The sequence below is a fragment of the Rhizobium sp. SEMIA 4085 genome (genome assembly GCF_013004495.1).
GTDB lineage: Bacteria > Pseudomonadota > Alphaproteobacteria > Rhizobiales > Rhizobiaceae > Rhizobium > Rhizobium gallicum.
Genome location: NZ_JABEPH010000185.1, coordinates 1 through 11774, shown reverse-complemented (window position 1 = coordinate 11774; position 11774 = coordinate 1). Strand labels below are relative to the sequence as shown.

Genomic DNA, 11774 nt, shown 5'->3' with positions numbered 1-11774 from the left:
GGCTTGTAAGGCACGCGAAGGCATTGCGCAGGCTGCCCGCCAGCATAGCCTGGAACCAGGCCTGTTGCGCCCGCGACTACCTTGAAGCACATGCGACGCGAACGGTGCGTTCTGGCGAGCTTGAATCGGTAACAGGACTCGACCGCTTTGCGTTGTCGCGGCATTTCCGGGCTGCATTCGCGACCAGTCCGCATCGCTACCTTCTGATGCGGCGGTTGCAGCAGGCGCGGGCGATGATCGGCGAGGGCAGCGAGCTATCGGACGTCGCCTTTGCCACCGGCTTTGCGGATCAGAGCCACCTGAACCGGCATTTCAAGAAAGCCTACGGCATGACGCCGGGCCAATGGGCCGCGCTCAGGCGGGGCTCTCTGCCAGGCCGCTCCTCCGCGCGATGAAGCGCGCGAGCATCGGCCCGGTAAACAGGATCACCACAAACCTCCCCACCTGCATCGCCATGACGAAGGGCAAGTCGACATCGCTAGAGGCGGCGATGATAGCAACCGAATCCGCACCGCCAGGGCTGGTCGCGAGATAGGCTGTCAGCGGATCGATACCCGCGAATATGTGCAGGGCCACGGCCATCAGCCCGCAGATCGACATCAAAAGCAGGATCGAGGCGGAAACGCGTGGCAGAGCGCGGGCGGCATGCTTCAGGATCGAACGGGTGAAACGCAGTCCGATGCTCCAGCCGATCAGGGCATAGCTGATCGCGAGCAGCCACATCGGCAGCTCGATCGTCAGGAGGTCGAAACCCTGCAACAGAGAGCCTGCCAGAAGCGGAAGGATGATGGTGCCGCCCTGGACGCGGAAACGGAAGGCGGCATAGACGCAACAGCAGGCAAGCAGCACAGTCGCGGCAAATGCCGGCCAGTCGATCGGCGGGAAGAGAATAAGCGGTGGCAGCCCGCCGTCGGCCGCGACCCAGAGGCGTGAGACGCCGGAAGCGGCTACGCAGACGAAGACGACGCGCAGATACTGCATGAAGGCGACAAGGCGGGCATCGGCGCCATAGGCCTCCGACATGATGACCATGGCCGAGGCGCCGCCGGGGGAGGAGCCCCAGACGGCCGTAGTGCCAGGCAGCACCTGCAGCCGCGTCAGGAGATAGCCGAGCACGCCTGCGATGGCAATCACCGATACGATGACCAGCATGAAGAGCGGCGCATCCTTGGCCATCGTGGCGAGAATGTCCGGCGTTATGGCGCGCGCCATCATCAGGCCGACCAGAGCCTGTCCGAATTGCAAGGGCCAGTAGGGGACGCGAACTTGGCCCTTGCCGATCACCAGGGCGAGAAAGATCGCCGCGATCATCGGCCCAACGAGCAGCGATGCCGGAAGGGCGAAAAGTTCAAGAACGACAACGAGAAAGCTGGAGAGGCTAAGCAGCAGAACCCATCTCGGCAGGCTGGCTTCTCGTATGGCTCGGCTTGCGGCTTTAAACGGCATCGAACGCCTGTCTTTTCCGACTGATGGGCCGCGGTGAACGGCACGAAAATTCATCGGTAGCAACATATGGACCGGCCGGAGCAGCCGGAAATCTATCGCCGGTATATGGGCAGGTTAAGCTGGCCGCAATTGCGAAATATGGCCAGCTTGGCTAAAATTCCGCCTGGCGCGCGCAAGCCCAATGGCAGCGTTGCGACAGGCGCAAGCCCCCGGGGCTAGAGACGAACGTTGGCTGCGAGAAAATCGAGCAGTGCGCGGACGCGGGCGGGCAGAGGACCGCCTTGACCGATATAGACGGCATAGAATTCCTCGAGGTCGCCGGGGTTCATGTCTTCAAGGACAGATACCAGTCTTCCTGCGGCGATATCGGCGCCGACAGTGAAGACGGCAAGACGCGCAAGGCCGGCGCCGGAAAGTGCCAGGTGGCGCATCCCTTCGCCGTCGCCGACCTGAATGCCCGGGGTCACCGGCACAAGCACCGTGTCGTCTTGATCAAGTAGCGGCCACCCGCCGATGGCGCGGGAATAGGAAAAGCCGATGCGGCAGTGCTGTTGGAGATCGGCGATCGACTTCGGTTCGCCATGGCGGCGAAGGTAGTCCGGCGAGGCCACGATGAACTTGCGGGCTGCACCGAGCTTGCGGGCGATCAGGCTGGAATTCTTCAGCGGTCCGGCGCGGATTGCGACGTCGGCTCGCTCCTCCATGAGATCGACGACCTTGTCGGTGTAGGAAATGTCGAGCGTCACGGCCGGATGAAGCGCCATGAAGGATGATAGGAGGGGCGCGAGCACATGATTGCCGAAGGACGCGCTGGTATTGATACGGATCGGCCCGGCTGCCTGTTCGCCTGCTGAGGCATATCGCTCGGCCTCGGCGATATCGGCAAGGATGGAGACGCTCCTTTCGTAGAATGCGCAACCCTCCGGCGTGAGTTGCAGGCGCCGCGTCGAGCGATTGATGAGACGTATGCCAAGCCGGGCTTCGAGGCGGGCGATGAGCTTGCTGACGGCCGACGGGGTCATCCGGCAGGCGGTTGCCGCGGCGCTAAAGCCGCCAAGCTCGACGGCGCGCACGAAGACGTCCATTTCGCCGGCGCGATTGATGTCCTGACGGCTCATGATGAATTCAAATCACAAATGACTTTCTCGCTGGCAATCTATATCGCGCCTTAGTGAGTGTCTATCTCTCCTCAAGACAACAGGAGACAGATCCATGGAATACAGAAATCTCGGTGCATCCGGCCTCAGGGTGCCGGTCTTGAGTTTCGGCGCGGGCACCTTCGGCGGCAGCGGCCCATTGTTCGGCGCATGGGGCAATACCGACGCGGCGCAGGCGCGGCGTCTGGTTGATATCTGCATCGAGGCAGGCGTCAATCTCTTCGATACCGCCGACGTCTATTCGGCGGGTGCGTCGGAGGAGGTTCTGGGGCAGGCGATCGGCGGCAAGCGCGACGCCGTGCTCATCTCGACGAAGATGGCCTTGCCGATGGGCGACGGGCCGGCAGATTGGGGAACTTCGCGCTTGCGGCTTATCAAATCCGTCGATGACGCGCTTCGCCGCCTCGGCACAGACTATATCGATTTGCTGCAACTGCATGCCTTTGATGCCTCGACGCCGGTCGAGGAGATGCTTTCGACGCTCGATCGGCTCGTTGCTGCCGGCAAGCTCCGCTATATCGGCGCGTCGAATTTCGCCGGCTGGGAGCTGATGAAATCGCTCGCCGTGTCGGAGCGGCATGGCTACGCGCGGTACGTGGCACATCAGGTCTATTATTCGCTGGCGGGCCGGGACTACGAATGGGAGCTGATGCCGCTCGGTGCCGACCAAGGCGTGGGCGCGCTTGTCTGGAGCCCGCTTGCCTGGGGCAGGCTGACCGGCCGGATCCGCCGCGGCCAGCCGCTACCGGAAGGAAGCCGGCTGCACCAGACGGCCGAATATGGCCCGCCGGTCGATGACGAAATGCTCTTCAACATTGTCGACATACTCGATGAGATCGCCGTGGAGACGGGCAAGACGGTGCCGCAGATCGCCATCAACTGGCTGACCGCCCGGCCAACCGTATCCAGTGTCATCGTCGGGGCGCGCAACGAGGAGCAGCTGCGCCAGAACCTCGGTGCCGTCGGCTGGTCGCTGACGAAGGAGCAGGTCGAAAGGCTTGAAAAGGTCAGCGCGGTGTCGGCGCCTTATCCGTATTTCCCATACAGGCGGCAGGAAGGCTTCGCGCGGCTCAATCCACCGCTCGTTTGAGCCATCTCACGAGACTCTTGACTGGACAGGCGCCATCCGTTGTCCCATACCAACCTGCCCGTGACGGCGGATAGTATGGGAGATCAACAGGATGGCGCTCAGCGATGCAAAGGCTGGAAAACGCAACGAGGAGGGCATTTTCGCGGTCGTCGGCATCTTGAAACAGCGCTTCGGCGAGCGCTTCCAGACCGGCGAATCCTTCCGCGCCCAGCATGCACATACGACCACCTACATTCCGGCGCAGTTGCCCGACGGCGTGCTGTTTGCCGAGACGGCCGATGACGTGAAGGTCGCCGTCAAGGTCTGTGCCGAACAAAAGGTGCCGGTGATCGGCTTTGGCACCGGTTCTTCGCTGGAGGGGCAGGTGAATGCCCCGAATGGCGGGGTTTCGATCGATTTCAGCCGAATGAACCGGGTTCTCGAAGTGAATGCCGAAGACCTCGATTGTACCGTCGAGCCGGGCATCACGCGCGAGGAACTGAACGTTTATCTCCGCGATACCGGCCTCTTTTTTCCCATCGATCCGGGCGCAAATGCTTCGATCGGCGGCATGGCCTCGACGCGGGCGTCCGGAACCAACGCCGTGCGCTATGGCACGATGAAGGACAATGTGCTCTCGGTTACGGCCGTGACGGCCAATGGCAACGAAATCCGCACCGCGCGCCGGGCGCGTAAATCCTCGGCGGGTTACGATCTGACTCGCCTTTTCGTCGGCGCCGAAGGCACGCTCGGGATTTTGACCTCGGTGACGCTGCGGCTGCAGGGAATTCCCCAGAAGATCGCAGGCGGGGCTTGCTCCTTCCCGACAGTCAAGGCCGCCTGCGACGCGGTCATCATGACAATCCAGATGGGCATTCCGGTCGCGCGCATCGAATTGCTCGATGACGTGCAGATGCGGGCATGTAACGCCTATTCGGGTCTGATTTACGCCGAGAGCCCGACGCTCTTTCTAGAATTCCACGGAAGCGACGAGACCGTCGAGCTTCAATCGGCGCAGTTTGCCGAGATCGCGGCCGAATGCGGTGGCGGCGAATTCCTTTGGACGGCAAACGCCGAGGAGCGCAACAAGCTCTGGAAGGCACGGCACGATGCTTATTGGGCCTGCCGCGCACTGGCGCCCGGGCTTGCCGCACTTTCGACCGATGTTTGTGTTCCGATATCACGGCTTGCCGATTGCGTTGCCGAGACGCAGGCCGACATCCAGGAACACGGTCTTTTGGCGCCGATTGTCGGCCATGCAGGAGATGGCAATTTTCACGTGCTTCTCCTGTTCGACGACAAGACGGCGCAAGGAGTCGCGGTTGCGGAGAATTTCGTGGTGCGGCTCAACCAGCGGGCTCTCGCGATGGATGGAACATGCACCGGAGAGCATGGGATAGGACAGGGAAAGATGGCATTTCTCGAGCAGGAACTCGGCGGTGCCGTCGATCTTATGCGTCAGGTCAAGCAGGCGCTCGATCCTGACAACATCTTCAATCCGGGCAAGATTTTTCACCTTGTCTGAAAACGGAACAATCTCATGATCTTCGGCTTTGCTCCCGGCATGAATGACGGTAGTGTCGGCAACGGAATCCCGAATGGAGAATGCTTGATTTGATGGGCCGGTTCCTCGTCTTTTTGGGGGGAGTGATCGTCGTAGTGCTCTTCGTGGCACTGCTCGCGCCGCTTTTCATCGACTGGACTGACTTTCGCAGGAATTTCGAAGATCAGGCAAGCCGCATCATCGGCAAGAAGGTGACCGTGCATGGCACGGTCGATGCGCGCCTTTTGCCTTTTCCGTCGGTAACGCTGCATGACGTGCGTGTCGGGCAGGAATCCAACGGCCAGCCGATCGTGCAGATCGAGCAATTCGCCATGGATGCCGAACTTGCGCCGTTCCTTTCCGGCGAGGCGCTGATTTTCGATATGCGCGTCGTCAATCCGAAGCTGCGTCTTCGCCTGTTGAAGGACGGCACGCTCGATTGGATGCGCGGCAGCCGGCCGGAGATTCCTGCAAAGACAGTCGTTCTGGAAAGTGTGCATGTCACAGGCGGCGACGTGCAATTCATCGACGATCAGTCGGGCCGCGCCCGCCGCATTACGGGGTTTAACGCGGAAATGTCCGCCCGGTCGCTGGCAGGCCCCTGGCGGATCGAAGGCGATGCGGCGCTCGACGGCGAGCATGGCAGCTTTTCGATTTCCAGCGGACAGCCCGACGAAACCGGCGCGCTGCAGGTCAGGACGCAGCTGATACCCGATCAGCGTCCGGTCAAAATCGATCGCGACGGTCAGTTGAAGCTGGCCGACAGAAAGCCGAATTATCAGGGACGCATGTCGGCTGCGTTCGAGAACCGCGGCGCGGCCAAATCCGACGACAAGAACGCACGGCCGCCGCGCCTCAATGTCCGCTTCGAACTGACCAACGAGCGCATCCGGCTTTCCGAGTACCGGATGGAAATCGGCTCAGTGGACGATCCCTATGTGATCACCGGCGAGGCGACCCTCGATACCGGCAACGCGCCCGAGTTCCTGCTGATCGCCGACGGCCAGCAGATCGATGTGAACAGGATCGGCAATCAGGGCGCAGGCGGCAAGACCGCGCGCGATCCCGGCCTGTCCGCCCGGCAGCGGCTCAATTCACTGATCAGCATCATCGCCCAGATTCCCGTGCCGCAGGTGCAGGGCAAGGCGAGCGTCAAGCTGCCGGCGATCGTTGCCGGGGATACGACCATCCGCGACGTGCAGCTCGATCTGCAGCCGGCCGGCAACGGGTGGACGATCGACAATGCCGTCGGGACGCTGCCCGGGCGCACCCAGGTGGAGGGCCAGGGCCAGCTGACGCTAAGGGGCGACCCTTCCTTCAACGGGCAGATTACCGTTGCCTCCAATCAGCCCTCGGGGCTTGCCTCCTGGCTTGCGGGTTCGGTCGACCCCGCGATCCGTCAATTGAAGCAGGCGGGCTTTTCGGCCGATGTCAGCCTGACGCATCAGCAGCAGCGCTTCAACAATCTGGAGATTGCCATCGGCGCCGCTACGCTGAAGGGCAAGCTGGAACGGCAGGCGCTGGAGAACCAGCCGCCTCTCCTGAACGTCGACCTTGCCGGCGATGCGATCGACCTCGATGCGCTGAGGGCGCTGACGGGTCTGTTCACCGGGCAGGACGCAGGCGAAAATGTGCTCGACCACAAAATTGCGGCACAGCTGAAGGCGGATAAATTCAGCGCCTTCGGCGTCGAGGCAGAAAATGTCGAGACGAGCTTTACGATCGCTGACGGGGCGCTTGCCGTCGACAAGCTGGTCGCCAAAAATCTGGCGGGCGCCGAAATCACCGCCACCGGCCGCGCCGAAGGCTCCTTGCTCGATTACAAGGGCTCGGGGGAGATCACCTTGAAGTCCTCCGATCCGGGACCTTTCTTCACGATGCTGAAGGCGCATCTGCCGCAGCATCCGGTGATGGACCGGCTGGTGCGCAATGCCGCCTGGTACACCAACACGGCGCTTCGCGGCGCGCTGACGCTTGGCGGCGACGAGGGCGACGGGCTTGCGCTGACGCTTGCCGGCGTTTCCAACGGAAGCCGCGTGAACCTCGACTACCGCATGTCGGATCTGTTGGCGCTGACGGGCAAGGGCACGACCAATCTGGAGGCGACGCTTGAAAACAGAACGACGTCGATCCTGTTCGGGCAGGCGGGCCTCGATCCGCTTCCGGTCGAAGCTGATGGCAACGGCCGCCTCGCCCTGAAAGTCCAGGCAAGCGGTACCGATCCGGCCGATGCATCGCTGACCTTCGCGACAGACCGGACGTCCTTTACTGCGAATGGCAAGGTCGATGTCCGTCCCGGGAATTTCATGAATGGCCAGATCGGCGTCTCGCTCGAGAGCGCCGATCTCGATCCGTATCTCGTGATGAACGGCATTGCGCTGCCGCAGATGGGAACCGGTCTGCCTTTCGGGCTGCAAACAACGGCAACCATCGATGGCGACAAGGTCGCCTTCTCCGACCTCAAGGGTCATGCCGCGGAAAATCAGTTTTCGGGTGCACTGACGGTCAATCGCAAGACAGACACGACGACAGCGAGTGGCGAACTTGCGCTTGACCGCGCCGATGCGACCTGGCTGGGCGAGGCCGTCTACGGCCCGATGACAGATGCTGCGACGGGCAACTTCTCGACCGCAGTACTTGGGCAGCCGGTGTTCAAGGATATGGATGTCAACCTGAAGTTCTCGGCCAAGGAGTTCTGGCCGGGATGGTCGGCAGCCGTAACCGGCTTCACCACCAACGCTGTCTACAAGGGCGACGAACTGCAGCTCAACGACATGAAGGGCGGATGGGACGGTGGCCAGCTTTCCGGCAACCTGCTTTTCACCAATGCCGAGGGCACCGGCTTCTTCCAAACGAAGCTTTCGCTTTCCGATTCCGATCTCGCCGGCGTCGTCTGGCCGCGCGACGGCGCGCCGGTTGCGAACGGCAAGTTCGGGCTTTCTCTCGGTATGGAAGCCTCCGGCAAAACGATGACGGACCTGGTGAGTTCGCTCACGGGCTCCGGCGAGCTGCGGCTTGGCGAGACCACCGTGCGCGGGCTGAACCTTGCGATTCTGCCGCCGCTACTTGCTGCAACGGATCCGATGCAGGACCAGCTCAATGCCGGAAAGATACATCCGATCGTCGAAACGCTGCTCAACAATGGAGAGGCGAAACTTCCGCCGACGGGCATTCCGTTCAACATCACCGACGGCGTGCTCCGCGTGCAGAACGTAACCGTTGCCAACGAACGCGCCAAGGTGACCGGCAATGCGCAGCTCAGCCTGCCGCAGGAGCGCATCAACGCATCGCTTAACATCACTCTCAATCCGGGCGAGGAAGCGCTTGCAGGCGCGGAGCCCGCGCTGCGGCTCAACTATTCCGGATTGCTCGCATCGCCCGGCCGGACGATGGATGTAACCGATCTCGCCGGATATCTGTCGCTTCGTGCATTCGAACGCGAACGCCGGCGTGTCGAGCGGTTACAGTCGAACGTCCTGGAAAAGCAGCGGTTGCGGCGCGAGGTGGCGCTTTACAAGTTCAACGATGCGGAACGCGCAAGAGCCGCGGCGATCGAGGCGCAGCGCAAGGCCGAAGAGGAGCGCCTGCGCGCGCTTGCCGCGGAAGCTGCGCGGCAAAAGGCTGACGCGGAGGCGAAGGCCAAAGCGGAGGCTGAAGCAAAGGCGAAGGCGCAGGCCGAGGCGAACGCCGCTGCTGAGGAGGCGGCGCGCCGCGCGCAGCAGCTCAACCAGCCGCCGCCGATAACCGGCAACCGGCTGAATTTCGATGCCTTGCCGGGCGTGCCGTTGCCGCAGTAAAGGCTCTCTCTAGCTGCGGTTTTTCAACCAGGTCAAGACATGGATCCGCAGCGCGGAGGAGAGGTTGCTTTCCGGCTCTCGCCGGTCGTCGATTTCGGATATGAGGGCCGCAAGCGGAATGGCGCGGGCTGTGGCGATCGCTTTCAGCTCAGCCCAGAATTCGTCTTCCAGCGAGAAGCTGGTGCGGTGTCCATGCAGGCTGGCGGAATGCTTGCGGATCATCGGGCTTTCCGCAGGCCTTTTTCGCGGAGTTGACAGATTGAGGGAGGAAATACCGCCAAGCAACTGACTGCGGATTGTTTTCGGCCCGTCTGCGCCGTCATTCGCCGCCTTCGTCCTTTTCGATCCGGCCCTGTCGGTGTGCTTTTTCGGCCTTCTCGTTCAGCGCTTTGGTCAGCTGCTTCTCGGTCTTGGTGCGGCCGAAACGGATACGATTCTGCTCGGCCTGTTTGTCCTTTTCGGAACGGGCCTGCTGCTTCTTGAACTGGCGGAGATTAACGATTTCCGCGCTCATGGCTTGCCTCCGTCCGGCTGGAAAAGGGCACATGAAAAAGGGAAGCGCCTGCTTCCCTCGATATTTACTGCTTCTTGCGGAAGGCGTCGAGCGACACGACGGATCCCGGCTTCTTCTCGTCACCCTCTGCGGGTTTTGCCGCGGGCGGTTCCTCGCCTTTTTCGGGTGCGACCGGATAGGCGGTGATTTCGGCCGCGGGAACTTCCTCGCCGTCTGCCAGCGGCACGTCGAATTCAAGTTCGAAATTGACCGAAGGGTCATAGAAGCCACGGATGGCATTGAAGGGGATGACCAGCTTTTCGGGCACGTCGGAGAAGGAAAGGCCGATCTCGAACAGCGATTCGGTGATCTTCAGATCCCAGAACTGGTGCTGGATCACGATGGTCATCTGCTCCGGATACTTGGATTTCAGATGCTGCGAGATGCGAACGCCGGGTGCACCGGTGAGAAACGTAATGAAGAAATGATGGTCGCCGGGCAAGCGGCCCGTCGTTGCGACTTCGGACAAGACCTTGCGGATCACGCCACGCAGCGCGTCCTGTGCCAGAATGTCGTAGCGGATGTGGTCCTGCCCCATACTTTTCCTGTCTTTCTTTGGTTCGGAAGTCTTTTCACAAGGGTATATGCCATGTCCGGCGGCCTTGGGAAAGGCTAAGTGTCCGAGTCAGCTTCACAAACAATACATGATTTGGGCGGCAGGGAGAAGGTGAAGGCTTCTGTTGCCAGGTGCCTTCGGACCCCGCCTTAAGGTGCTAACCAAAAGGACTTAGAGCGGAATTCCCGCACCGCCGTTAGGAAGCGAGAGCATATTCCTTAGAGTTGTTGTCGTTTGCAACTACACTTGTGACCCGATAACGGCGGTATCATGCCGAGCAAAAAGTCGATCTTTACACCCTTTTCGATCCTGTTTCGCCCCCATCAAAAGCAGTCGTGAACCGGCTGTTTTTGGTGGAGGCGCCGGGTACCGCCCCCGGGTCCAATAGGTTTATTACACCGCTCATTTATCGCCATAGCCGGTCCGAAAACCGGCAAGGCTGATATAGTGTTTTCCGAAGCGCATGGAAAGGGGATACGTCACAAAACCGTTGCAGGCAGCATGAGAATTGCCGGGATAAGCCTCCGCACAGTTGGTTTCAGCGGCAGAAGCGCCTATTTTGGGAAACGGAATCGGCCGCGACCATGTGATCGCACACGGGGAGACACGGATGCTGCGTCATCCTGAATATCAATATCTAGACATTATGTCCCATCTGCTGGAGAAGGGCGATCGGCGGATGGATCGCACTGGCGAGGGCACGCTTTCGACGTTCGGCGCGATGATGCGCTTCGATCTTTCGGACGGCAGCTTCCCGGCGTTTACGACCAAGAAGGTCTTCTGGAAGACGGCGGTGAAGGAGATGCTCTGGTTTCTGACCGGGCAGACGAACATCCAGTCGCTGCTCAAGGAAAATGTCAAGATATGGACGGACTGGCCGCTTGCTGCGTACCGCAAGGCGACGGGCGAGGAGATATCCCAGGACCTGTTCGAAAAGCGCGTTCTCGAAGACGACGCTTTCGCGGCGAAATGGGGCGATCTCGGACCGGTCTACGGCAAGCAGTGGAGGCGGTGGCTTGACCGGAACGGGGTGGAGCACGATCAGATCGGCGCGCTCATCCATAGCCTCAAGACCAATCCGACGAGCCGGCGCATGCTGTTCCACGCCTGGAATGTGGGCGAGATTGATCAGATGGCGCTTCCTCCGTGCCATATGACCTATCAGTTTCACGTTTCCGGACTGCAGCGCGGTAGCGGCCGGCCGCAGCTTTCCATGCTCGTGAACCAGCGCTCCTGCGATATTTTCCTCGGCGCGCCCTTCAATATATGCCAGCAGGCAGCATTGCTTGCGATGGTCGCCCAGCAGGTGCAGATGGATCGGGGTGAACTCATCTGGGTCGGAGGCGATACCCATCTCTACCTGAACCACCTCGATCAGGCCAAAGAGCAGCTTGCGCGCAAGCCCATGCCCTTTCCTAAGCTGGTGCTGACGCGCCAGCCCGACGAGATCGATGGTTATCGGATCGACGATTTCGAGGTCGTAGGATATCAGTCGCACGATCGGATTGATGCCCCGGTCGCCGTCTGACGGACGATTGTCCTAGCGCACCGAGCGCTTGCCGTTGCGATCGGCAGGTGCTGGCTGGCCTCCAGGAAGCGCGCGCGTGACTGCGGCCAGCGGGCTTGCATCCGGCGCGCCCAGCCCGTCAGGGG

At 61.3% G+C, this 11774-nt stretch carries 10 protein-coding genes and 1 other RNA gene; 5 read left to right on the top strand and 6 right to left on the bottom strand.

Going from position 1 to position 11774, the window contains the following annotated elements:
* A partial coding sequence (locus C9413_RS18600; RefSeq protein WP_170250739.1) for an AraC family transcriptional regulator occupies positions 1–395 on the top strand: 395 nt, incomplete at its 5' end.
* Here C9413_RS18600 and C9413_RS18595 read toward each other — a convergent pair.
* A complete protein-coding gene (locus tag C9413_RS18595; protein ID WP_039845317.1) occupies positions 355–1446 on the bottom strand; it encodes an AbrB family transcriptional regulator in 1092 nt (363 codons plus the stop codon). The genes C9413_RS18600 and C9413_RS18595 overlap by 41 nt on opposite strands.
* 215 nt (positions 1447–1661) lie before the next feature.
* The gene (locus C9413_RS18590; RefSeq protein ID WP_039845316.1) at positions 1662–2564 is read right to left on the bottom strand and encodes a LysR family transcriptional regulator; all 903 of its coding nucleotides are present in this window, start codon (positions 2562–2564) and stop codon (positions 1662–1664) included.
* 94 nt (positions 2565–2658) lie between these two features.
* Here C9413_RS18590 and C9413_RS18585 point away from each other — a divergent pair, with 94 nt between their 5' ends.
* The 3 genes from C9413_RS18585 to C9413_RS18575 all read left to right on the top strand — a co-directional run bounded on the left by C9413_RS18585 (position 2659) and on the right by C9413_RS18575 (position 9012).
* Entirely contained in the window at positions 2659–3693 is a 1035-nt protein-coding gene (locus C9413_RS18585; protein WP_039845315.1) for an aldo/keto reductase, read from the top strand.
* Between the two features lie 91 nt (positions 3694–3784).
* Complete coding sequence (locus tag C9413_RS18580) at positions 3785–5197, top strand: FAD-linked oxidase C-terminal domain-containing protein (RefSeq protein WP_039845314.1); 1413 nt, start codon at positions 3785–3787, stop codon at positions 5195–5197.
* An 89-nt stretch (positions 5198–5286) separates the two neighbouring features.
* A complete protein-coding gene (locus tag C9413_RS18575; protein ID WP_170250740.1) occupies positions 5287–9012 on the top strand; it encodes an AsmA-like C-terminal region-containing protein in 3726 nt (1241 codons plus the stop codon).
* A 9-nt stretch (positions 9013–9021) separates the two neighbouring features.
* Here the strand turns inward: C9413_RS18575 and C9413_RS18570 are convergent, their stop codons facing one another.
* The 4 genes from C9413_RS18570 to ssrA form a co-directional block, all read right to left on the bottom strand.
* Positions 9022–9234 carry a ribbon-helix-helix domain-containing protein gene (locus tag C9413_RS18570; RefSeq protein ID WP_039845313.1) on the bottom strand — a complete coding sequence of 71 codons (213 nt, stop codon included), beginning with the start codon at positions 9232–9234 and terminating at the stop codon, positions 9022–9024.
* Between the two features lie 97 nt (positions 9235–9331).
* Positions 9332–9526: a DUF4169 family protein gene (locus tag C9413_RS18565; RefSeq protein ID WP_039845312.1), complete on the bottom strand. Its 195-nt coding sequence runs from the start codon at positions 9524–9526 to the stop codon at positions 9332–9334.
* A gap of 64 nt (positions 9527–9590) precedes the next feature.
* Positions 9591–10103, bottom strand: a complete 513-nt coding sequence (locus C9413_RS18560) for an SspB family protein (RefSeq protein WP_039845311.1) — start codon at positions 10101–10103, stop codon at positions 9591–9593.
* Between the two features lie 128 nt (positions 10104–10231).
* Positions 10232–10595: a transfer-messenger RNA gene (ssrA, locus tag C9413_RS18555) on the bottom strand.
* Between the two features lie 136 nt (positions 10596–10731).
* Between ssrA and thyA the strand changes: the two genes are divergently transcribed.
* Positions 10732–11649: a thymidylate synthase gene (gene thyA, locus C9413_RS18550; RefSeq protein WP_039845310.1), complete on the top strand. Its 918-nt coding sequence runs from the start codon at positions 10732–10734 to the stop codon at positions 11647–11649.
* Positions 11650–11774 lie beyond the last annotated feature (125 nt).

Bases quoted from the DNA above. Each gene is read 5' to 3' on its own strand.
- C9413_RS18570 (WP_039845313.1), bottom strand. From the start codon at position 9,234: ATGATCCGCAAGCATTCCGCCAGCCTGCATGGACACCGCACCAGCTTC.
- C9413_RS18595 (WP_039845317.1), bottom strand. From the start codon at position 1,446: ATGCCGTTTAAAGCCGCAAGCCGAGCCATACGAGAAGCCAGCCTGCCG.
- thyA (WP_039845310.1), top strand. From the start codon at position 10,732: ATGCTGCGTCATCCTGAATATCAATATCTAGACATTATGTCCCATCTG.
- C9413_RS18580 (WP_039845314.1), top strand. From the start codon at position 3,785: ATGGCGCTCAGCGATGCAAAGGCTGGAAAACGCAACGAGGAGGGCATT.
- C9413_RS18560 (WP_039845311.1), bottom strand. From the start codon at position 10,103: ATGGGGCAGGACCACATCCGCTACGACATTCTGGCACAGGACGCGCTG.
- C9413_RS18565 (WP_039845312.1), bottom strand. From the start codon at position 9,526: ATGAGCGCGGAAATCGTTAATCTCCGCCAGTTCAAGAAGCAGCAGGCC.
- C9413_RS18590 (WP_039845316.1), bottom strand. From the start codon at position 2,564: ATGAGCCGTCAGGACATCAATCGCGCCGGCGAAATGGACGTCTTCGTG.
- C9413_RS18585 (WP_039845315.1), top strand. From the start codon at position 2,659: ATGGAATACAGAAATCTCGGTGCATCCGGCCTCAGGGTGCCGGTCTTG.